Source organism: Corynebacterium sp. HMSC05D08 (genome assembly GCF_001807215.1).
In the GTDB taxonomy this organism is placed as follows: domain Bacteria; phylum Actinomycetota; class Actinomycetes; order Mycobacteriales; family Mycobacteriaceae; genus Corynebacterium; species Corynebacterium striatum.
This window is the reverse complement of the sequence record NZ_KV788329.1, coordinates 3,399-25,843: the sequence shown is the minus strand read 5'-3', so window position 1 is coordinate 25,843 and position 22,445 is coordinate 3,399. Positions and strand designations below refer to the sequence as shown.

The 22,445-nt window shown below is 61.3% G+C and carries 18 protein-coding genes and 2 tRNA genes; 8 read left to right on the top strand and 12 right to left on the bottom strand.

The features are described 5' to 3' along the window. Nucleotides 1–133: 133 nt before the first annotated feature. From tig to HMPREF3148_RS06325, 3 genes are all read right to left on the bottom strand, one after another. Nucleotides 134–1,492 carry a trigger factor gene (gene tig / locus HMPREF3148_RS06335; RefSeq protein ID WP_049063317.1) on the bottom strand — a complete coding sequence of 453 codons (1,359 nt, stop codon included), beginning with the start codon at nt 1,490–1,492 and terminating at the stop codon, nt 134–136. 85 nt (nt 1,493–1,577) lie between these two features. Continuing rightward, nucleotides 1,578–1,651, bottom strand: a tRNA-Pro gene (locus tag HMPREF3148_RS06330). Nucleotides 1,652–2,146: 495 nt separating this feature from the next. Continuing rightward, nucleotides 2,147–2,221, bottom strand: a tRNA-Gly gene (locus HMPREF3148_RS06325). A gap of 226 nt (nt 2,222–2,447) precedes the next feature. On the opposite strand from HMPREF3148_RS06325, the gene HMPREF3148_RS06320 reads away from it, so the two are divergent. Continuing rightward, nucleotides 2,448–3,239 carry a DUF4349 domain-containing protein gene (locus HMPREF3148_RS06320; protein ID WP_005530952.1) on the top strand — a complete coding sequence of 264 codons (792 nt, stop codon included), beginning with the start codon at nt 2,448–2,450 and terminating at the stop codon, nt 3,237–3,239. Between the two features lie 134 nt (nt 3,240–3,373). Beyond that, nucleotides 3,374–4,207 carry an aldo/keto reductase gene (locus tag HMPREF3148_RS06315; RefSeq protein ID WP_049063320.1) on the top strand — a complete coding sequence of 278 codons (834 nt, stop codon included), beginning with the start codon at nt 3,374–3,376 and terminating at the stop codon, nt 4,205–4,207. Between the two features lie 84 nt (nt 4,208–4,291). Here the strand turns inward: HMPREF3148_RS06315 and HMPREF3148_RS06310 are convergent, their stop codons facing one another. Beyond that, nucleotides 4,292–4,765, bottom strand: a complete 474-nt coding sequence (locus HMPREF3148_RS06310) for a ribose-5-phosphate isomerase (protein ID WP_005530955.1) — start codon at nt 4,763–4,765, stop codon at nt 4,292–4,294. 120 nt (nt 4,766–4,885) lie between these two features. On the opposite strand from HMPREF3148_RS06310, the gene HMPREF3148_RS06305 reads away from it, so the two are divergent. Beyond that, entirely contained in the window at nt 4,886–5,605 is a 720-nt protein-coding gene (locus HMPREF3148_RS06305; protein ID WP_049063322.1) for a hypothetical protein, read from the top strand. On the opposite strand, the gene HMPREF3148_RS06300 is transcribed toward HMPREF3148_RS06305, so the two are convergent. Next, nucleotides 5,602–6,225: a mycothiol-dependent nitroreductase Rv2466c family protein gene (locus tag HMPREF3148_RS06300; RefSeq protein ID WP_049063324.1), complete on the bottom strand. Its 624-nt coding sequence runs from the start codon at nt 6,223–6,225 to the stop codon at nt 5,602–5,604. The genes HMPREF3148_RS06305 and HMPREF3148_RS06300 overlap by 4 nt on opposite strands. 107 nt (nt 6,226–6,332) lie before the next feature. Between HMPREF3148_RS06300 and pepN the strand changes: the two genes are divergently transcribed. Then, complete coding sequence (gene pepN, locus HMPREF3148_RS06295) at nt 6,333–8,864, top strand: aminopeptidase N (RefSeq protein ID WP_049151685.1); 2,532 nt, start codon at nt 6,333–6,335, stop codon at nt 8,862–8,864. Between the two features lie 16 nt (nt 8,865–8,880). Here pepN and HMPREF3148_RS06290 read toward each other — a convergent pair whose 3' ends face one another. The 7 genes from HMPREF3148_RS06290 to HMPREF3148_RS06260 all read right to left on the bottom strand — a co-directional run bounded on the left by HMPREF3148_RS06290 (nt 8,881) and on the right by HMPREF3148_RS06260 (nt 16,957). Continuing rightward, nucleotides 8,881–9,657, bottom strand: coding sequence for a GntR family transcriptional regulator (locus HMPREF3148_RS06290; protein WP_049151684.1), 777 nt, complete (start codon nt 9,655–9,657; stop codon nt 8,881–8,883). 79 nt (nt 9,658–9,736) lie between these two features. Further along, nucleotides 9,737–10,420, bottom strand: coding sequence for an SDR family oxidoreductase (locus HMPREF3148_RS06285; protein WP_046645606.1), 684 nt, complete (start codon nt 10,418–10,420; stop codon nt 9,737–9,739). A 28-nt stretch (nt 10,421–10,448) separates the two neighbouring features. Next, nucleotides 10,449–11,675, bottom strand: a complete 1,227-nt coding sequence (locus HMPREF3148_RS06280) for an alkylhydroperoxidase domain protein (protein WP_049151683.1) — start codon at nt 11,673–11,675, stop codon at nt 10,449–10,451. Nucleotides 11,676–11,699: 24 nt separating this feature from the next. Further along, nucleotides 11,700–13,340: a dipeptide ABC transporter ATP-binding protein gene (locus HMPREF3148_RS06275; protein WP_049151682.1), complete on the bottom strand. Its 1,641-nt coding sequence runs from the start codon at nt 13,338–13,340 to the stop codon at nt 11,700–11,702. 6 nt (nt 13,341–13,346) lie between these two features. Further along, complete coding sequence (locus HMPREF3148_RS06270; RefSeq protein WP_070508907.1) at nt 13,347–14,237, bottom strand: ABC transporter permease; 891 nt, start codon at nt 14,235–14,237, stop codon at nt 13,347–13,349. Continuing rightward, complete coding sequence (locus tag HMPREF3148_RS06265) at nt 14,234–15,196, bottom strand: ABC transporter permease (protein ID WP_049151680.1); 963 nt, start codon at nt 15,194–15,196, stop codon at nt 14,234–14,236. The genes HMPREF3148_RS06270 and HMPREF3148_RS06265 overlap by 4 nt, the downstream gene beginning before the upstream one ends. After that, nucleotides 15,197–16,957 (bottom strand): TIGR04028 family ABC transporter substrate-binding protein, encoded by a 1,761-nt coding sequence (locus HMPREF3148_RS06260; protein WP_080969986.1) that lies wholly within the window; start codon nt 16,955–16,957, stop codon nt 15,197–15,199. A gap of 57 nt (nt 16,958–17,014) precedes the next feature. Between HMPREF3148_RS06260 and HMPREF3148_RS06255 the strand changes: the two genes are divergently transcribed. The 4 genes from HMPREF3148_RS06255 to HMPREF3148_RS14230 all read left to right on the top strand — a co-directional run. Beyond that, a complete protein-coding gene (locus tag HMPREF3148_RS06255; RefSeq protein WP_049063129.1) occupies nt 17,015–18,886 on the top strand; it encodes an FAD/NAD(P)-binding protein in 1,872 nt (623 codons plus the stop codon). A 224-nt stretch (nt 18,887–19,110) separates the two neighbouring features. Next, nucleotides 19,111–20,544 carry a cysteine--tRNA ligase gene (gene cysS / locus HMPREF3148_RS06250; RefSeq protein WP_070508906.1) on the top strand — a complete coding sequence of 478 codons (1,434 nt, stop codon included), beginning with the start codon at nt 19,111–19,113 and terminating at the stop codon, nt 20,542–20,544. A gap of 9 nt (nt 20,545–20,553) precedes the next feature. Beyond that, entirely contained in the window at nt 20,554–21,501 is a 948-nt protein-coding gene (rlmB, locus tag HMPREF3148_RS06245; RefSeq protein ID WP_070508904.1) for a 23S rRNA (guanosine(2251)-2'-O)-methyltransferase RlmB, read from the top strand. An 871-nt stretch (nt 21,502–22,372) separates the two neighbouring features. After that, a partial coding sequence (locus tag HMPREF3148_RS14230; protein WP_371440710.1) for a hypothetical protein occupies nt 22,373–22,445 on the top strand: 73 nt, incomplete at its 3' end.

Sequence of the window (22,445 nt, the reverse complement as noted above, 5' to 3'; positions counted from 1 at the left end):
GGACTCCGAGTCCAAGAAGTCACTAGACATCACAGCACATCTCTAGAGGGCGTTCACGATCAGGCAAACCCCGGATTCATGAATGAATCCGGGGTTTGCTAGTGCGCTAGAAACCGCTCGCTACGAAAGAAAACTACTTCTCCTCGGTAGCATCTTCAGCGCCCTCTTCTTCGATCTCACCGAAGTACTGCTCAACGTCAACCTTGTTGCCGTCTTCGTCCTTCACGTCAACGCGGCAGATAGCGGCTGCAAGAGCCTTGCCACGGCGGACGTCGGAGAAGAGGTTAGCAATCTGGCCGTTGGACTGCAGCTGCTGGATGAACTGGTTCGGGTCCATGCCGTAGGACTGAGCGGTGAACAGGATATGGTCGGTCAGCTCCTGCTGGGAGACCTCAGGCTGCTCCTCGTCTGCAACAGCATCCAGGAAGAGCTGGGTGCGGACGGACTCTTCAGCGGACTCGCGAGCTTCCTTATCGAAGTCCTCGCGGGTGGTGCCCTGTGCCTCGAGCAGCTGGGCGAGAGCCTTCTCGTCGTGTGCCAGCTGGCCCAGGATCTGGTGGAGCTGTGCGTGAACCTGCTCGTCAACCACAGCGGTCGGAAGCTCGAACTCGGTGCCCTCGAGGGCAGCCTTCAAAACCTCGTCGCGGATGTTGGCAGCCTGCTCAGCCTTCTTGGACTCCTCAACGCGGGTCTTGGTGGACTCGCGCAGCTCGTCCATGGTGTCGAACTCGGAAGCCATCTGTGCGAACTCGTCATCCAGATCCGGAAGCTTGCGCTCCTTGGTCTGCTGAACGTGAACCTTGATGGTTGCTTCCTCGCCAGCGTGCTCGCCGGACTGGATGGTGGAGGTGAACTCGGTGTCCTCGTCGGTCTTCATGCCGCGCAGTGCGGTGTCGAGGCCCTTGATGAGGTCGTCGTCACCAATCTGGTAGGACATGCTCTCGTAGGAAGCCTCGTCCAGCTTGGTGCCGTCGATTTCAGCGACGATGTCGATAATGGCGAAGTCGCCGGTCTTCATCTTGCGCTTGGTGTCCTTGAGCTCACCGAAGCGGGAAGCCAGGTCCTCAAGAGCCTTGTCGACGTCCTCGTCCTTAGCCTCGATAGCTGGAACGGTAACGGAGAGCTTGGAGAAGTCCGGAACCGCGATCTCTGGGCGAACATCAACCTCAGCGGTGAACTCGACGAAGTCGTTGTCCTCGATCTTGGAGATGTCAACATCTGGCTGACCAATAACGTTGAGCTCGTTCTCCTGAACTGCCTGCTCATAGCGGGTTGGCAGCATGTCGTTGACAACCTGCTCGAGAATCGGGCCGCGGCCGAAGCGGGCGTCGATAAGCTGGCGCGGAGCCTTGCCTTTGCGGAAACCCGGGATAGATACCTGCTGCGCGATCGCCGCGTAGGCCTGGTCGATTTCCTTGTCCAGCTCAGCGAACGGAACGTTGACGGTGAGCTTGACGCGGGTATCGCTCAGCTTGTCTACGGTGGTCTTCACGAGAAACTCTCCTGGCATTAATTGGTTCAGAATGTAAATAAGGGGTCTGAAAATACTCTTAAGGGTATTTCCAGACCCCCATACGTCGGGGCGACAGGATTTGAACCTGCGACCCCCTGCTCCCAAAGCAGGTGCGCTACCAAACTGCGCCACGCCCCGTATGTAGGCCTCCACGGTCTCCAAACATTTCATGCTTTTCGCCGTGGCTGCGTTGCTTACTGGGGTTAGTGTACCGGCATATCGCTAATTGACCTAACACCGACCCCCACTTAAGCGAGTTTTCCCAGTTTATTGGGCCTTAATTTGTGCCGCGAATACGTCCGCAACTTGCTTGCCTTAAGCCGTTTCTTGCGAGCCTGGAGAGGCGTAAATGAGGTGTGCAATTCCCGGCGATTGATTGCAGACAATGTCGCCGTAGCGGCAATACTCGACGCGGCGCAAAGTGGTCCCTTTGGTTTGGTCCCATTCGTTTGGTCCCTTTGTGGGGTAAAGGGACCATAAAGCCCTGCCATGCAACGGCAGGTACTCGTAAAAGTACCTTTGGAGAGGGACCTTTAGGGTCTGGGCATCCAGCCGCCCCAGCAGCCAGGCGCCAGCCCCTCCCCCAGAACACAGAAACCGCCCGAGCCTCGAGAAAGGCCGAGCGGTGAAACTTGGAGGGAATGACGGGAATCGAACCCGCGTCTTCAGCTTGGAAGGCTGAGGTATTAGCCACTATACGACATTCCCACAGTCCTACATCCTGCGATGTTTGACCTGCGGACTACTTTAGCGCACCGCGGCCGAGAATAGGAAACTGGGGCCACTAATCGGCGCCCCGCGGCTGGCTTCGGTGCACCCAACTCCACAGATTAAGCGCGGATTTTGGCAGATCTGGCGGGGAACTAATTGCGAGGCGGTAGCGTTGTGTCGGTAAGTGCGAAATTTAGTCTTTAGAAATCGGAAGTGAGTTTAAGTGTCATTACTCCTCGTAATCATCGTCCTCGGCGGCGGCGCTGCATACTTGGCCTCCCGCGGCAATAAGAAGAAGCAGGCTGAGCTCGAAGCACAGAAGTTTGATGATGCTCTCGCCGATGCCCGCCGCTGGACCGAGCGCCTTGGCGGCCAGGTGATGCAGATTTCCGGAACCGACACTGCATCGATGCAGGCCATGGCCGACGCATCCGAGCGTTTTACCGCTGCGAACTCAGCAATTTCGCAAGCCACCACTGTTAAACAGGCAAACCTGGCCCGCGAGTCTGCGCTCGAGGGCATGCACTACGTCAACGCTGCACGCGAAATCATGGGCATGAACCCCGGCCCCGAGCTGCCGCCACTAGAGGGTCAGCGCCAGGCCGGTAAGGTCACCGAGCGCCGCACCGTTGAAGCAAATGGCGAGACCCTTACTGCCTCGCCTTATGCATCCAACGAGACTCCTAACTACTACCCAGGTGGCATGGTCGCGGGTCGCCCGGTTCCGGCCGGTTGGTACTCCCGCCCTTGGTGGGCCGATGCCCTTAGCACCGGTGTCTGGATGGTGGGTTACTCCATGATGTTCAACGCTATGTTCGCTGGAATGTCGGGCATCGGTTACTCCGCTGCTGCAGCTGAAAGCGGCGACTTCGGCGGTGACATGGGCGGCGACATGGGAGATGCCGGCGGCGACATGGGCGGCGACGGTGACGGCGGCGGACTCTTCGACGGCCTCTTCGGTGGCGACGATGGTGGCGACGGCGGCGGACTCTTCGACTTCGATTTCGACTTCTAGATGCCGCTTTAACGCCTTGTTACTGGATTCATGAGGAGCCTCTGACCACATGGTCAGGGGCTTTTCCCGTGGATAAACCGTGTTTATTCGGCGGTGTCTGCCAAGCCGTGGCAAATGCACGTAGTCTGGGCCGCATGACTGTACCAATGATTGAACTGCACGACGGCAAGAAGATCCCGCAGCTGGGCTACGGCGTATTCAAAGTCGACCCAGACAAGACCGAGGAACTCGTCGCTGAGGCACTGCGCGTGGGCTACCGCCACATCGACACCGCTGCCGTCTACGGCAACGAGGAAGGCGTAGGCCGCGCAATCGCCAGCTCTGGCATCCCGCGCGAGGAGCTTTTCATCACCACCAAGTTGTGGAATGACAGCCAGACCAACGCCGCGGCTGCACTCGACGAGTCTTTGAAGAAGCTAGGCCTCGACTACGTGGACCTCTACCTCATCCACTGGCCATGCCCGGAAGACGGCAACTACGTCGAGGCATGGAAGCAGATGATTGAGCTGCAGAAGGCCGGCAAGGCCAAGTCCATTGGTGTCTCCAACTTCGAGCTGGAGCACCTCGAGCAGCTAGAAACCCACACCTCCGTCACCCCTGTGGTAAACCAAGTAGAATTGCACCCTTACCTGCAGCGTTGGCGCGAGCTGGACGCCTTCCGCGCCCACGGCGTAAAGATCGAGGCTTGGGGCCCATTGGGCCAGGGCCAGACGGACCTCTTCGAGGTCGACGCAGTTACCGAGCCTGCTGAGAAATACGGCGTCTCCCCTGCCCAGGTCATCATCCGTTGGCACCTGCAAAACGGCGTCATTGTGTTCCCCAAGTCCGCCAACCCGGAGCGCATTGCGCAGAACTTCGATGTCTTCGGCTTCGAACTGACCGAGGACGAGATGGCGGCAATCACCGACCTCGACTTGGGCGAGGAAGGCCGCGGCGGTCCGCACCCGAACGAGTTCCACGTCAAGTAGGACGCGCTAAACGCAAAAAGCGTTCCCCAACCACAATGGTTTAGGGAACGCTTTTCTCTTAAGTGCGGCGAAGTTAAAGGGCTCTTAAACCTCCGGAATCTCCGGTGGAATCTCAGTGCGCTCGTACTCTGCAAGGATATCGATGCGGCGCTGGTGGCGCTCAGCAGCGGACCACTCTTGGTCAAGGAAGGCGTCGACAATAGCGAGCGCCTCTTCCTCAGAGTGCATACGGCCGCCAATGCCGATGAGCTGTGCATTGTTGTGCTCGCGAGCCAGGCGGGCGGTCTCTGGGGACCACGCCAAAGCGCAACGAGCGCCCTTTACCTTGTTCGCTGCAATCTGCTCACCGTTGCCAGAGCCACCAAGGACAATGCCGAGGGAGCCTGGGTCGTTGACAGTACGCAGTGCTGCCTCGATGCAAAATGCTGGGTAGTCATCCTCAGCGTCATAAACGTGTGCGCCACAATCGATAACGTCGTGGCCCTGCTTCTTCAGGTGTTCGGCGATGACATTCTTCGTCTCGAAACCTGCATGGTCTGCTCCTAGATAAACGCGCATGCCCCAGATACTACAGTCTCGCGAGCAACCCTGTTGCTATGATCGACGTTCTAGCAATAATCAACCCCCCGTTAAGAGATGCCTCCGGGGATACCTCAGATGAAAGGTGGCAGCGCCCCCATGAATGAACGCTTCGCCACCCAACTAGTAATTAGCATCTTCATCGCCAGCGTGTTCTTGCTAGCGATTTTTCCGATCATTCTTCCGCCCTTTGTGGGGCCGTTCGTGGGCACTATCCTGATTACCCTCACCCACATCGTGCTCGGAGCGTTCTACTGCTTCCCCGCGCACCGTGACCTCCGGGTGGGAATTACCGCACTGATTGGCGCGGCGTCGTGGGCTACCTGGGCGCACTCAGCGTGGGAGGAATACTCCGCGCAGATGACGCTGCCCATCATCAACATCGCAGGCATGGTGGCGCCCATAGCCACGTTGCTGGTGCTGTTGTTCCTCTCCATCACGTATCTGCACCTCAACGAGCCTTCCCGCACCGGCAAGCGTTACTTCGTCATCGGCTTGGCCTTTACCGTCTTGGTCTTGGTCGAGGTCCTGTGGACCTTCTTGTTCCAGGAGCGCCTCGATTCGCTCAACGTCTCGCCGGAGACTGCGCGCGCTGCCATGATCGTCGTCTCACGCATCGCCCCCTTTGTCATGGCCGCTCTGGCACTGGTCACGGCAATGAGCACAGACAGCACGAAGCCCCGGAACCTCATGGTGGGTGCCGGGGGCTTTGCCCTGCTGAGCTTTTTCATCCCATTCGTCACGGTCTTCTCAGCAGTGTTGTCCTTCACTGCGTGGGCCAGCCTCAAGCCGGCCCAAGAGTCCAAGGCCAGGAATTAATCTTCAATTACCTGCGGGGACTCGGTGCGGGTGCGCTTAATCTCGAAGAAGTAAGGGTACTGCGCCAGGCGGACAGCAGCGTCGAAGATCTCGCCGGCTTCCTCGCCCTCTGGGATGCGGGTGATAACTGGGCCGAAGAAAGCGGTATCGCCAAGCTTGACCACTGGGGTTCCCACTTCGTCGCCGACCTCAGAAATACCGGCGTTGTGGAAAGCACGCAGCTGCTCGTCCACTTCCTCGGTGTTCGCAACGGAAGCGAACTCGGTGGGCAAGCCAGCGTCGGAAAGCGCCTGCGCAATGAGCTCGTCGTAGGCGCCGTAACCCTTCTTGCCACCCTGGCCCTTGCCGTGGATGAGGGTGCCCATCGCGGTGTAATAAGCATCGACCTTCTCTGGGGCCTCAATCGCCACCTTTGCGGCAACGCGGGCAGGGCCCCAGTTAGCCTTCATCATTTCCATGTAGCCGGGATCAAGATCGCGGCCGTCGTTCAGCACGGACAGCGACATGGGTTCGAAGGTGACCTCGATGTCGCGGACCTTTTCTACTTCCTTAATCCAGCGGGAGGTCGCCCACGCAAACGGGCACGTGCAATCGAACCAAAACTTCACGGTTTCAGCCATGCTGACTCCTTCAAACAAAAATTCATTGGTAATTGACGATTTCCCACCCTAGGCGCACGACTAAGGTTGATGCAGAAACTTATTCACCAAGCAGAGGAGCACACCCAATGACCTCGATCAACCTCACCCGCGAGGAGGCAAACGCCCGCTCGCAGATGATTGACGTGAAGCACTACGACGTTCACCTAGACCTCACGGATTCGGAGACGCACTTTATCTCCACCACCGTGGTGTCTTTCCACGTCAAGCAAGCGGGATCCACCTTCATCGACTTGCGCGGTGAGGAACTCCTCGAGCTCCGCCTCAACGGTGCTCCCCTGCCCACCAACGCCTATGAGGCCAAGTTCGGCGTTCCCCTTTCGGGCCTACAGGTGGCTGACTACGAGCTCAAGGTCGTAGCCAAGATTCCTTACTCCCACACCGGCGAGGGTCTGCACCGCTTCGTAGACCCAGCAGATGAGAAGGTTTACCTCTACACCCAGTTCGAGACCGCCGACGCCAAGCGCGTGTTCGCCTGCTTCGACCAGCCCAACATGAAGGCCACCTACTCGCTGGCTTTCGATGCCCCAGCTGACTGGACCGTCATCACGAACGGCCCCACCCAGACCACGGCGGGCGCAAACGGCGCCCAGACTTGGTCCACTGAGATCGATTACCCGCTGTCCACCTACCTGGTCGCCCTGTGCGCTGGCTCCTACTACGAGGTCACCGACACCTGGACCGGCGAACTGAGCGAACACCCAGAGGGCAACCCAGCGCAGAAGCTCGAAGTGCCGCTGGGCGTCTACTGCCGCGCTTCCCTGGCGGAGCACCTCGATGCCGAGCGCATCCTCACCGAGACCAAGCAGGGCTTCGACTTCTACCACCGCAACTTCGGCTTTGCGTACCCGTTTGGCAAGTACGACCAAATCTTCGTGCCAGAGTTCAACGCCGGCGCCATGGAGAACGCAGGCTGCGTGACCATCCGCGACGAATATGTCTTCAGCTCCAAGGCCACCCACTACAAGTACGAGCGCCGCGCGGACACCATCCTCCACGAGCTGGCTCACATGTGGTTCGGCGACTTGGTCACCATGGAGTGGTGGGATGATCTGTGGCTCAACGAATCTTTCGCCACCTGGTCCGCCGCCATCTCCCAGGCTGAGGAAACCCAGTACGACACTGCGTGGGTCACCTTCGCCAACGTGGAGAAGTCGTGGGCCTACCAGCAGGATCAGCTGCCCACCACGCACCCGATTTCCACCGATGCTTCTGACATTGAGACCGTGGAGCAGAACTTCGACGGCATCACCTACGCCAAGGGCGCGTCCGTGCTCAAGCAGCTGCAGGCATACGTGGGCCGCGAGAACTTCTTCGCCGGCGTGCGCCGCCATTTCAAAGCGCATGCGTACTCCAACGCTACTTTCGACGACCTCCTCTCCTCACTCGAAACCTCCAGCGGCCGCGACCTGTCCTTCTGGGCGCAGCAGTGGCTCAAGACCACGGGCATCAACAGCTTAAGCGTGCACACCGAGACCGACTCTGCAGGCATTATCACCGCCGCTGAGCTGGTACAGAGCGGCGATACCCTGCGCACCCACCGCGTGTGCGTGGGCCTGTACTCCCTGCAGGGCGACAAGGTCGTGCGCACCGATCGCATCGAGATGGACATCGACGGCGCAAGCACCGAGATTGCCGAACTCGTGGGCAAGAAGCGCGCGGACATCGACTTCATCCTGCCGAACGACGATGATCTCACATATGCGCTGCTGGACCTGGATGAGGGTTCTCTGGAGTTCCTCATCGGCAACATCGACAAGTTCGAGGACCCATTAGCGCGCACTCTGTGCTGGTCCGCTGCTTGGGAGATGACCCGCGGCGGTGCGATGAAGGCGCGCGATTTCGTGGCGCTGGTGGCACGTGGCGCGGCTGCGGAGACCGAGCTGGCTGTGCTCGAGCGCATCCTGCAGCAGGCCTCTTCCGCACAGTCCAACTACGCGGATCCAGCGTGGGCCAAGGAGAGCACCGTGCTTGCTGACGCCCTCCTCGAAGGCACCAAGGATTCCGATCCGGAGCGCTCCATTATCTTCGCCCAGGCGCTGGCAAAGATTCGCCTGACCGATGGCACCCGCGCTTTTCTGCAGGACGTTCTGGAGTCTTCGGACGACGAGGGCCTGCGTTGGTACGCCATCGCGGCGCTGGCTGCCGACGGCGCGCTTGACGACGTCTCCTCTGCTGTAGACGCTCAGCTGGCTCGCGATAACTCCGCCACCGGCTACCAGGCTGCGGTGCGTGCGCGCGCGGCTGTCAACACTGCTGAGAACAAGCGTGCGGTGTGGGATGAGATCGTGGCCGGTGAGCTCACCAACCGCGAGCTGACCTCGAAGCTTGAGGGACTCACCTACCCCGGCTCCGATGAGCTGCTGCCGACGTCAGAGTTCTTCGACGTGGCGGAGAAGGTCTGGTCTTCCCAGTCCTCCGAGATTGGCCTGACCTCCGTGACCGGCCTGTTCCCGTCGTGGGCAATCTCGCAGGAGACCCTGGATGAGGCCGACGAGTTCCTCAAGCGCGATCTGGCGGGCGGCCTGCGCCGCTCCGTGACCGAGCAGCGCGACCGCATGGCGCGTGCGCTGCGTAACCGCGCAGTAGACGCTGACTAGCGCCAGCTGGCGCTAGTCAGGACAAGCTGGCGCTAGTCGAGGTGCGAGGATTCTTTTGGTGGGAAGGATCCTCGCCCAAGACAACCTCGACGTTGGCGACGTCGGGGCGCAGCGTTTCTTCTTGGAAGGCGATGACGGTGTCATCAGCTGCCTTGATGATGCGGCTAAAGCGCAGCATCGGGTGAGAGCGGCCCACGCCCAAGAGTTTTTGCTCCTCCGCGCGGGCAGTGGCGGCAATGATGTTTTCGCGCTTGTACACAGACTTGAGTCCATAGGTCTCGAGCAGTGGCAGCAGTGGCTGGTTGAGTTCATGCTCATCCAGATCCGGTACGAGCTCGACTGGGATAGTGACCTTGGTGACGCTGATTGGGGTCTCGTCGACGTAGTGGACACCCTTGAGCTCCCACACTAACGCGGTATCTTCCACACCTAGGGTTCCAGCCACGTGAGAAAGAACCTCGAGCTTATCGAGGGAGATAACTTCCACGCGCGTCTTAAATCCGCGCTCAGTGAGCTGCTGTAGGATGCCGTGCTCGCTGGTGAGGCTCAGAGTCGGTGGAATAGCGCGTACGAAGGTACCACCGGTGCGGCCGCGCTTGCGATCAATCAATCCCTCAATCTGCAAGATGTCGAGCGCATGACGGACGGTCATGCGGGCGACGCCGAACTCTTGAACAAGTTCGCGTTCGGTGGGGAATCGCTCGCCGGGTTTGAGAACTTTGGATTCGATCCTGCTGCGCAGGGAATCCGCGATGGTCAAATAAGCCGGCCTGCGGCGGGTGGTTTCAGTCACAGTTCCCAGATCTTACCGACCTCTCAGAAAATCGCATGTCGAGGAGCTGTGACTTCCACAACTAGTATGGTAACTTCATTTATTTTCTTAACGCCAGCTCAATACGTGGGCGAACACGAATCTCAGTAAGCTGCGTTGAAGGTCCCGCATCCACTGCAGCGCGAATTGCCTTTGCTACTTCAATAGGTGCAATGACATGGGCAGGGTCGTAATCCTGTAGTCCCTTTAGCATTGGGGTGTCAGTCGGTCCCGGCGAGACAGTGCTGACGCGGATGGCAGGATCGGCAATACGTAGGCCGTCGGCAAGCGCGTACAAAGCGTGCTTGGTGGCCGAATAAATCACGTTGTCACCGTAGCTATGAATGCCAGCTCCGGAGTTGATAAACACCACGATGCCCTCCGCCTGGCGCAGCTGCGGCAGCAAGCGGCGGGTGACCTCAGAAGGCGCGTGGACGTTGAGGTCCATCTGCTCGCGCCAGTTTTTCGGCCGCGCCGATTCCACGGAGTACTTGTCCGCCCGTGCCGCCGCATGCACTAGGACGTCCACGCGGTCGAGCTCCGGCAGGCCGATGTTTTCCTCTTCATCCTTGTCCAAGGCTTCCACAAGGTCGATGGCAACTGGGGTCACGTTGTCCATGCCTGCGAGCTCGTCTGCGCGGCGACCCAACGCATACACGTGGTGGTCGCGCGCGAGGTCAAGGATGATTTCGCGGCCCATGCCGCCGGTGGCACCTGTTACAACCGCAATCTTCGAGGTGGTCATGGTTTACTCCTTCTCGTCGTATGTGCTGTTAACGGTAGCGCTTAGGCACGTCGGGTGCGCCGATGGTGAGCATCAGGCGGTTGGCCCAGTTGAAGAAAGAGGCGGAGTTGATGAGGTCGATGATGGCCAAATCATCGAATCCGACGCCACGCAGCTTGGCCACGCAACCGGAGTTGAAGGCGAACGGAGTACGCGTCAGCTCGCGGGAGGCGTCGCGTATAACGCCCCACTGCTCAGAACCCAGATCTGCGTCGAGTCCCTCAAAGAGCAGACGATCCACGGCATCGGCATCGCCGCCCTCGTCTTTCGAGCGCTGCTGGTGCACCGAAGCGCAGAACTCGCAGCCATTAAAGCGGGAGACCACAGTTGCGGCCAGCTCACGCTCGGCGCGGCCCATACCTCCGTCGGTGTTGTAGAAGATATCCAGGTCCGTGAGTGTGCGTGCCTTCAGCGCCGCAGGGTCGCGGGCCAGCAGGCGGAAATACTCGGAGTCGATACGCTCCGGGCGGATCAGCGCGTCGGTGTGCTCTGGGGTGAATTCATCCTTGGGCAGCGGTGCCAGCCATGGCTTCCAGCCCAGGGAGTGGTTCACAAAACCTTCTGGAGCATGGACGTCCGGGGTCAGGGTACGTTCGTGGTTCTGCCAGCCTAGCTTGGCGACGCCCTCCTTGCTCTCCGTTTCCGGAGTACAAGCCGTAGAGCCGCCCAAGACCACGAGGCCGTGGATGACGCGCAGTTGGAAGGACAGGAAGGAAATGAGCTGCGCGAGGGTGACGATGTCATCGTCCGACCAGCCCGCCGCCTGCAGGTGGCCGATGGCCTCGGGCGCTGTGTCCTTGGGATGGAACACCAGCAGATGCGCGAAGTCGAAGGCTGCAACGAGGCGTTCTCCTAGCCCGGCAACGGACTCGAAGGTGATGAATCCGGCGGCATCGCCAGAAATGCCCTCGGCATCTGCGTATGGGCCGACGGAAATACCGTGCGCAATGGCCTCTTGTACCGCGGCATTGAGCTCTGCCGGGGCGTCGTCAGCCAGCAAGTCGGCGTAGAAGTCTCGGGCGTTCGTGGACTGGTAGATGCCAGCCACGAAGGCGGCCACGGCATAGCGCTCAGTAAACGGGAAGGTTCCTTCCTCAGCCGGCTCGAGAAGTGCCTCGAAGGAGAGCTGCGCGTTAGCCAAAGCGTCAGGGCGGCGGGAGCGCAGCTTAGCAATCTCCGGGCTGACCTCGGCTAGTTGGTTGATGATGTCTGCCATGAAAACTCCTTAACTTTCGGGCCCTTACAGGCCCAGATTGAGGTCACCGGCGCGGTAACGCTGTCCTGGGATCGCGTCGATGAGGGTGCGGGTGAACTCGGATTGCGGGTTCGCAAAGACGTCCGCGGTGCGGCCCAACTCTACCTGCTGGCCGTGGGAGAGGACGGAGACCGTGTCCGAGATCTGGTTGACCACGGCGAGGTCGTGGGAAATGAAGACGTAGGTCAGCTGCAGCTCATCCTGGAGGTCTGCCAGCAGGCGCAGGATCTGTGCCTGCACGGTCACGTCGAGCGCAGAGACTGCCTCGTCGAGAACCACCAACTCCGGCTCCACGATCATCGCGCGGGCAATGGCCACGCGCTGGCGCTGTCCACCGGAAAGCTCCCGCGGATGGCGGTCGTAGTGCTGCGGGTCCAAGGCAACCAGCTCCAGGAATTCCTGGGCGCGGACCTTCGCTTTGGCTTTGGACGCGCCCGCGAGGTTGCGCAGTGGCTCAGCGATGGCGTCGCCGATGGACTGGCGCGGGTCGAGGGAGGAATACGGGTTCTGGTACACCAGCTGCACGTTCTTACGCGCCTCGCGCAGAGCCTTGCCCTTCAGCTTCGTCAGCTCGGTGGAGCCACCATTCGCACCGGCCAGCTCGATGGAGCCAAAGGTCGGCGCGTTGAACAAGGCGATGGAACGGCCAGTGGTGGTCTTGCCGGAACCGGACTCGCCCACCAGCGCATGGGTGGTTCCCCTGGCGACATCGAAGCTCACGCCATCGAGCGCGAGGAAGTCGCCGTAGCGCTGGGTGAGGTCACGCACCCGCAGCACGGTCTCGGTGCTGCGCGCGGGACGACGCTTAGCTTTAGCGACGTCGGCTACGGACAGGGACGGGGCGTCGGCAAGCAGGCGGCGTGAATAAGCGTGCTGCGGATCAGTGAGAACCCTGGCCGCCTGGCCCGACTCGCGGACCTGACCCTTTTCCATCACCACGATGCGGTCGGCGCGATCGCCTGCCACCGCCAGGTCGTGGGTGATGAACAGGATGCCCACGCCGGTTTCCCGACGCATCTCATCGAGCAGGTCCAGGATGACCTTCTGCACCGTGACGTCAAGCGCGGAGGTTGGCTCGTCGGCGATGATGAGCTCGGGCTCGAGCGCCACTGCAGCCGCGATGAGCACGCGCTGCTTCATGCCACCGGAAAGCTCGTGCGGGTACTGGCCGTAGCGGCGCTCAGGGTCGTCGATGCCCACGCGGTCGAGCAGCTCGATGGCACGCTGCTTGCGCTCAGCCGCAGTGCCAACGCCATGGATAGCCAGGCCCTCCTCCACCGAAGCACCGATTGTCTTCAACGGGTTGAGCGAGTTGTTCGGGTCCTGCGGGATGAGGCCAATGGAACGGCCCCGCAGCTCGCGCCAGCGCTTGTTGTCGAGGTCTGTTATGTCGCGGCCCTGGAACTCGATAGTTCCGGCGTCGACCTGCGCGTTGGAGGCAAGCAGGCCGATTGCGGCCATCGCCGAGGTGGACTTGCCGGAACCGGACTCGCCCACGATGGCGGTGATTTCGCCCGGGTAGACCTCGAGGCTGACGCCCTGGACGGCCGGCACCTCGCCAGCCGCGGTGGTGTAGGAAACATTGAGGTCGCGAACCTTGAGCAAAGGAGTGTGGTTATCAGTCATGAGTTTTTATGCCTCCGCTCGGAAGTTCTGGGAAAGACGGTTGGCAGAGACCACCACGGCCACGATTGCCAAGCCCGGCAAGATGATGAGCCACCATGCGGTAGCCATGAAGTCGCGGCCCTCCGCGATGATGAGACCCCACTCCGGAGTCGGCGCTGGGGCGCCGTAGCCCAGGAAGCCCAAGATGGACAGCTGCAAGATGGCGGAACCGAACTGCAGGGTGGCCAGGGCGATGACCGGGGTCAGGGAGTTGGGCAGGATGTGACGGGCCATGACCTGCGCCGGGGTGGCGCCAGCACCGTAGGCGGCCTCGATGTAGTCGGAGCCAGCCACGGTGATGACCTGGGAGCGGGCCAGGCGGGCGAAGGTGGCAATCGACGTCGCACCGACAGCCACGGCGGCCTGCAGGGAGCCAAAGCCCAGCACGATGATGATGGACAGGGACAGCAGGATGCCGGGGATGGACAGCAGCACGTCAACCACGCGCATGATGCCCGAATCGACCCAGCCGCGCAGCGAGCCGGCCAGCAGGCCGAGCAAGGTGCCGACCACGAGACCCACGGCAACGGCAATCAGCGCGCCCAGCAGGGATTGGCGGGCGCCGTAGACCACGCGAGCGTAGAGGTCGCGGCCTACGGCGTCCGTGCCGAACCAGTGCTCGGAGCTCGAGTGCAGCAGCGCGACGTCGGTGCCGGCGTACGGGTCAGAGTTAGTAAACAGGCCCGGGAAAAGGGCGGCGAGGAAAGCCACCACCAGGATGACGAAAGCCCCGATGGAGGCTGGACTGGTCCACGGGTTGCGCTGGGCGCGGCCGACGGGGCGGCGGTTACGGCGCAGTGTGGTGATGCCGTCGACCGGATGTGCGGTGTTCACGGCGTTAGATGTTGGCGCGCTCATGCGCGGGCTCCTTTCACGGAATCCTGGGCAGGACGGCGCAGACGCACGTCCAGGACTGGGTACAGCAGATCCACCACGAGGTTGACGATGACGTAGGCAGTCGCGGCGATGAGGACGATGGCCAGCAGAACCGGCGTATCGCGGTTGGAGACCGCCTGCGCCGTCATGTAGCCCAGGCCGTTGCGGCCAAAGACGGTCTCCGTGACCACGGCACCGCCGACGAGCTCACCGAAGAGCAGGCCCGCCATAGTCAGTGCCGGAAGGAGGGAGTTGCGCAAGATGTTGCGCCAGAAGATCCACGACTCCGAGGCGCCGCGAGCGCGCACCGCCTGCACGAAAGGCATCGCTTGCGTCTCGTCGATGGAGCGAATGAGGACCTGAATGAGCGGTGCCGCCATCGGTACCGACAGGGTCAGCGTGGGCAGAATCAGGCCCTCAATGCTGGAAGGCTCAATGATGCGCACCCAGCCCAGCTGGAAGGAGAAGAGCTGGATGAGCAGGATACCGATCCAGAAGCCCGGCAGGGAAACCATGAAGGAAGGCAGCCCACGGAAGAAGGTGGCAATCGCGCCGAGTCCCGGCAGGGTTGCCAGGAAGGTCACGAGGAGCGCCACTATGATGGCCAGGCCAATCGAGCAGACGGCCAGAATCAACGTGTGTGGGAGGGCGTCGGCAATGAGCGTCGACACCGCCGCACCCGTCTGCGTGGAGTTTCCGAAGTGGCCGGTGAAGAATCCGATGAGGCCGGTAAAGAACTGCACGAGCAGCGGCTTATCGACGCCCATCTCCTCACGGATGGCGGCAATCTCCGCCTCGGACAGGCCCAGGGCGGGGTCGCCGTAGCGGGACATGACCGCGTCGGAAGGCAATGCGGACAGCAGGAAGAAGGCCACGGTGTAGGTCACCAGCAGCACCAGGATGGCCTGCCCAATGCGGGCGGCAAATTGCTTGGTAGTCATTTATTTATCCTCCTGCTCAAGGCTGACCTCGTAGAACCACGGGCGGGCCACGGACTCGGGGCTAAAGCCGTGCACTTCCGGTGCCACTGCGTAGACCTGCGGCTCCTCGAAGAACGGGATGACGTAAGCCTGTTCGGTCAGGTAATCCTGCACCTCTTCGACGGCCTTCTTACGGTCTTCAGACTTGGGGCTGGAGGTCACCTTGCCCAGCAGCTCTTCCAGCTTCGCGTCGAGAGGATTGCCCTCTTTGTCCTGGTTGAGCAGGGCGTCGCGGTTGTTCACCGAGTACATAGAGGCAATAACGTCATAATCCGCGCGGCCCACCATGATGTGATAGAGCTGCACCTTGTCGATGGACTTCGCATCTGCGTTCTGAGTTGCCTGGTCGCCCGGGTTGATCTCAATCGCAATGCCCAGCGCGCCTAGCTGATCCTGGACCATGGTCATGACTTCCTTGGAACGCGGCTGTGGCAGCGCGGTATTCGAACGCAGGACTAGGCGCTTGCCGTCCTTGACGCGGATTCCATCCGGGCCTGGTTTCCAGCCGGCCTCATCCAGCAGGCGCTTCGATTCCTCAGGGTCGAAGGTGTACGCCGCCGACTGGTCCTTAAAGCCCAGCCCGGTTTGGGCCACGGAGGACTGAGCCAGCGGGTAGGACTCAGAGAAGAGCACGCGGAGGATTTCCTCGCGGTCGATGCCGTGAATGATGGCTTCACGTACTCGCTTGTCCTGCAGGAACGGGTGGTTGAAGCGGAAGCCCAACTGGTTGTTAATGGAGTTGGTGCCGTGAGAGATGATCTGCACGCCTTTGTTCTCGAGGAGGCCTTCCTGCGGCGCGGAGATCTGGCGAGCAATATCGGCCTGGCCAGAGACGATCGCGCCGGTGCGCACGGACTCCTCTGCAGCCAAGATGTAGTGCACGCCATCGATGTCGGCGCGGCCCTGGTGCTCCACTGCCGGTGGAGCCCAGTCGTAATCCTCGCGGGTCTTGAGAACGAGGTCGGTACCGATCTTCTCGGAATCGACCACGAACGGGCCGGAGCCAATAACCTTCTTCGCGTTGCCCGGTCCGAAGCCCTCGTCGTCGAGCTCTAGAGAGCTATCCGCCAAAAGGCCCGCGTTATAAGAGGAGGTGGCCTGCAGGAATCCCGGGGAAGGCTCCGAGAAGTAGAACTTCACGGTGTCCTCGTCCACGACCTCACCGTGGTCATAGTTGGCAATCTGCTCCGAGGAGGTCAGTGTGCGCGACTTATCGCCGAGGCCATAAAGATCGAAGTTGCGCACCACATTCTCCGCGGTCAGCGGGGTGCCGTCGGAGTAAGTCACGTCCGTGCGGATGTTGAACGTGTACTCGGTGGCGTCCTTGTTCACCTCGGGCATCTCGGTGGCGATCCACGGGGAGAGCTCCAAAGTCTCAGGGTCTTGGTAAAGCAGGCGGTCGGTCAGCTGGTTAACCACGCCGCCATTAGGGTAAAAGCCGGCCGCGGGTGGATACAGTGTGCGGAAGAATTGCGGCTCAAGGTAGGTCAGGACGTTGCTGTCCTCCCCTGCCTGTTCGCCGCTGGGCGCTGCGCATCCTGCGAGCAGGGCCGCTGCACCCAATACGCTGGCGATAGTGCGGAATTTTTTCACGAGGTAGCTTTCGTTTATGAGAGTGTAAATAGGCTTGTAAACTAACACAACGTAGACTTGTTGGTATAAATTCCATAGACAAAACGGTCTAATAATTTTTCTCAAACGGCGAGCCTGCAGACCCGCCATTAAGGATGAATAGAATTGGCTTCGCATGAATCCACGCCATCCATCACCATCGTGGGCATGGGCCCACGCGGCATATCAGTCGTAGAGCGCCTCGCCGCTCACCTGTACACGCTTGCGGAGATCCCACGCCTCACGCTGCACCTCATCGACGACGCGCAGCTCGGCGCCGGCCGCATCTGGGATACCGAACAAACCCAGACGTTGTGCATGAACACCCTCGCAGGCGCGGTCACCCTCTTCACCGAGCCCGAGTCCACCATGACGGCCCCCGTGTTGGAAGGCCCCATACAGTACGAGTGGATCCAGCTCCTGCGTGGTGAACGAGATGGCATCTCCCCTACTAAGCAGGCACTTTTCGACGCCCACCCCGTCACCATCGACGAGTCCTTCCGCGCCGAAATCGAGGCCACCCGCCCCGAGTCCAACCCATCGCGTGCGCTTTACGGCGCCTACCTGCGCTGGGCTTTCGAGGTGGCTTTGGCACAGCTGCCTAAGACCGTGACCGTGGTCAACCACTCCTCGCGCGCAGTAGCTGTAAACGAGGCTGAGGGCCACGACGTCATCGTTCTTGCCGACGGCTCCCACGTTGCAAGCGACGCCACTGCCTTGGCCTACGGCTGGCAGGTTCCCGGTCTAACTGACTCTGAGCAGCACCTGGCCGAGGTCTCCTCCCAGCTGCATTGGGTACGCCCCAACAACCCAGTTGAACAGCCCATTTCCGAGGTGCCGGCGGGCCAGGATGTGCTGGTGCGCGGCCTAGGCATGGGATTCTTCGACAGCATGGCGCTCCTGACCATCGACCGCGGCGGCGTCTTCCACACCGATAACTCCACACGCTCGGGCCTGCGCTACGAGCCATCCGGCAACGAGCCACACTTCGTGGTCTCCTCCGGCCGCGGCTACCCCTACATCCCAAAATCCGAGCACCACGCACTGCCGCCGCGCGCGGAGCTGGTGCGCTTCCGCAAGCAGCTGGCACTGGTCCAAGGCCGCGAGGTGGACTTCGGCCGCGACTTGTTGCCACACATCGTGCGCGATGCCTACGCCGAGTACTACGAGACCCAGGCACGCGTTAGCCCAGATGCGCTGCAGGTTCCACTCACGGAGATTGTCTCCCGTATCGACGCAGCGAAGCTTTCCGCACAGGACGTCGTGGGACTTTCCCGCGAGCTCAACGCGGCGCTCGAGGGCGTTTCTTCCGAGCCACTCGACTTGGCGCACTGGGTCAATCCGCTCGCTGACTTCGCCGGCACCACCATCGAAGAGCTCACCGATTACATCGCTGAGGGACTTGCCCGCGACATCGTGGAAGCAGTCGCTGCTGCCGACTCCCCTTTGAAGGCCGCGCTGTGGGCCATTTCCGCGGCCCGCAAGCCTTCCTCGATTGCTGGCTCCGAGGGCCGCATGACCTGGGAATCGCGCACCACTAACTACAAGGAATTCATGGCCTTTGGCCAGATGGTCGGCTCCGGCCCGCCGCTGTTCCGCACCCGCCAGCTGCTCGCCCTCGTCGACGCCGGCTTGGCCACCTTCCTCGGCGGCCGCCCCGCCTTGAGCTGGACCGATGCTGAGTTCACGCTGACTTCCGGCGAGCGCACGGCCACCAGCCCTTGGCTCATCGATGCGTGGATGCACTCCCCCGACGTGCGCCGCCCGTCAGACCTCCTCGCGGTTTCCCTGCAGGAGCGCGTGCGTCCATTCGTGGACCACGGCAACGCCACGGGCTCCCCGGAGACCACCTGGGAGCGCAAGGTTGTTCGCCCCGACGGCAGCACCGATCCGCGCCTGCACGTCATCGGCATCCCCACCTACTCGCAGTGGCCTGACACCACGATTTCCCCGATGCCGGGAACCGACCCGCTCATGTTGCAGGAGACCGACCGCACCGCTGGCTCGCTCCTCGCCACCGTGCTCCGCGCCGAGCACTAGGCCCAGCCCCCACCGCGTCCGACGCTCAGCCACCCCTCCCTCCACAATCACCCAGCCCTGGAAATGCAGCTCCCTGGTGAAAAGCGCGGCGTCGGAAAGCGTGGGCGAAAGCGAACAGGAGGTCTTGGTTTCCAGGGCTGGATATCTGCCGGGAAAGGCGCGCGTGGAAGGCGCATCTCTGTGTCTTAAAGCAACCGCAAACAGCCAAGAGCCCATAGCCTAGAATGGTTCGGGTGAGTAACCTACGCATTTTTGACACCGCCACCCGCACCCAGCGCGATTTCGTGCCCGTAAAAGAAGGGCATGCCTCGATTTACTTGTGTGGTGCCACCCCGCAGGCCCAGCCGCACATCGGCCACCTGCGCTCCGGCGTAGCTTTCGACATCCTGCGCCGCTGGCTCATGGCGCAGGGCCTAGACGTGGCTTTCGTCCGCAACGTCACCGACATCGATGACAAGATTCTCAACAAGGCCGCAGACAACGGTCGCCCCTGGTGGGAGTGGGTTTCCACCTACGAGCGCGAGTTCACCAAGGCCTACAACACCCTAGGCGTCCTGCCGCCATCGGTAGAGCCGCGCGCCACGGGATTCGTTACCCAGATGGTGGACTACATGCAGCGGCTTATCGACGCCGGCTTCGCCTACGCGGTACCTGACGATACCGCGGGGGTAGACGGCGCTGGTTCGGTCTATTTTGATGTGACCGCCTGGAACGCTGCAGAGGGCTCTGACTACGGCTCCCTATCCGGCAACCGCGTCGAGGATATGGACCAAGGCGAGGGACAAGAGGCGCTTGCGCGCGGAAAGCGCGGTCCGCAGGACTTCGCCCTGTGGAAGGGCGCCAAGCCCGGCGAGCCTTCTTGGCCCACCCCGTGGGGCAAAGGCCGCCCAGGCTGGCACTTGGAGTGCTCGGCTATGTCCACCTACTACTTGGGCAGCGAATTCGACATCCACTGCGGTGGCCTTGACCTGCAGTTCCCGCACCACGAGAACGAGGTAGCGCAGTCGCACGCGGCGGGCGATAAGTTTGCCAACTACTGGATGCACAACCACTGGGTGACCATGGCCGGCGAGAAGATGTCCAAGTCCCTGGGCAACGTGCTGGCCATCGACAACATGCTGGAGATCGTCCGCCCGGTCGAGCTGCGCTACTACCTCGGCTCCGCGCACTACCGCTCCGTGCTGGAATACTCCGAGGCGGCATTGACCGAGGCCGCTGCCGGGTACCGCCGCATCGAGGACTTCGTGAACAAGTTCGACGACCTCGTTGTAGGAGACTGGACCCAGGGCTTCGAGGACGCGATGAACGACGACATCGCCGTGCCGAAGGCACTGGCCGAAATCCACACCACCGTCCGTGCCGGAAACAAGGCGCTGGCAGAAGGGTCTGCAGACGAGGCCCGCAAGGCGGCTGAGTCCGTGCGCGCCATGGCCGCGGTGCTGGGCTTTGATCCGTTGGATGAACAGTGGAAAGATGGGGCGTCGACAAGCAATGCGGATGCAGCGCTGGACGTCCTCGTCCAAGCGGAACTGGAACGCCGTACCCAAGCCCGCGCGGAGAAGGATTGGGCAACTGCGGACGCCGTCCGCGACCGCCTCGCCGCCGCTGGCATCACCATCACTGACACTGCTGACGGCCCCACCTGGTCGCTAGCCTAAGGAGAATTCATGGCACGTACACACGGCCGCGGCGGCGCGGGCATCCGCAAGACCAACAAGAAAGGCGCTACTAAAGGCAGTGGCGGCCAGGTAAAGAAGGGCCTTGAGGGCAAGGGACCAACGCCTAAGGCAGAGGACCGCGTCTACCACGCGAAGCACAAGGCCAAGCTGGAGCGCGAGCGCCGCAACTCGGGCCGCCACCAGAAGGAGACGGCGGAGATGGTCGTCGGCCGTAACCCGGTCGTGGAGTGTCTGCACGCAAAGGTGCCTGCTACCTCGCTGTACATCGTGCAGGGCACCCGCAACGACGCGCGCCTGTCGGAGGCCGTGGCCATTGCGAATTCCCGCAACATTCCTATCCTTGAGATTCAGCGTCACGAGATGGATCGCATGACCGGCAATGGTATGCACCAGGGCATCGGCCTGCAGATTCCGCCGTACAAGTACGCGGACTTCCACGAGCTCATGGACCGCGCGAAGGACGCTGGCGAGCCGGGCATGTTCGTCATCCTCGACAACATCACCGACCCGCGCAACTTGGGCGCCGTCATCCGTTCGGTGGCTGCGTTCGGCGGCCACGGCGTCATCATTCCGGAGCGTCGTTCGGCTTCGGTGACTGCGGTGGCATGGCGTACCTCCGCGGGTACCGCGGCTCGCCTGCCAGTGGCGCGCGTGACCAACGTGACCCGTACGGTGCAGGAGTTCCAGCAGGCGGGTTACCAGGTCGTGGGTCTTGATGCTGGCGGCGAGCACACCCTCGATACCTACACCGGCGGCAAGGACCCTGTGGTCATCGTCATCGGCTCGGAGGGCAAGGGCATCTCCCGTTTGGTGCGCGAGAACTGCGACGTCATCATGTCCATTCCGATGACCGCGTGGGTTGAGTCCTTGAATGCCTCCGTTGCTGTGGGTGCCGTGCTCTCTGAGTTCGCTCGTCAGCGTCGCGCGGCGAAGTAATCACGGCCCCTTAGCAAACACCCAGCCACGCAAAAGCAGACCTTGAGGTCACGTTCGCACGCGCTTGACGAGGGACTGCGGACTTTTTATGAGACCTCGTGTAGCGCGAGTCGTGTGCTGGTTTGTAGGCCAGTGCACGGAGAGAACCTTGAGTTATGTCTATGACCGGAAAGCAGCTTTCTCCGGCTCGACTAAGAGCTCTTCGCCCTACGGTGAAGAAACTTTATGACGAGGGTATGACTTGGGCAGAGATCCTTCGGGTTCTCGGTGATAATTCTCCGTCGCTAGAAACACTCAGTTCCATGATCCATGGTGTCGATGCAGCCGATACGCCGCCTATTACGCCTCGCTTAAAAGCTGAGGTAGGCCCTACGCAGTTCTTGGTTTTCTTTCGCGACGTTGGGCGGCCTTTGATATTGGGTTTTCTCCTTCGGTCTTACCGTAAAATGCCCTCGGTTTGTTCCGTTTGAGTAAATGGGAAAATTCTCGAACATGCCGAAGAAGTTTGATCAGGAGGCAAAAGACCGTGTGGTCCGCCTCGTGGAAGACCGCATTCTGGCGGAGAGTATTTCGACGCAGGCAGCCTGCAAGATCATGGCACACAGCGGGGCAATGGACGCAAGCCCGCTCGACGTGAGGGACGCGTTACCGAACGGTTGCCTGAGGACCTTGTGGCAGAGGCCGCCAAGCTGCGTCGAGATCATCTGCCAGACGTTAAACACGCATCGCGAAGGCATCTTTCTTAGCTCGCGTGGATACCGCCAATCCAAGGCCCGGGGCTTAAGCGCCCGCAGTCTTCGCGACGCTGCCCTCGTGGAGCATAGTCACGACGTTCATTTCCAAGAATTACGACGTCTACGGCGTACAGAAGATGCGGCACGTGCTGCGCCGCCGGGGCATTAACATTGGACGCGAGCACACAGCCCGGCTGATGCGCAGCGCTG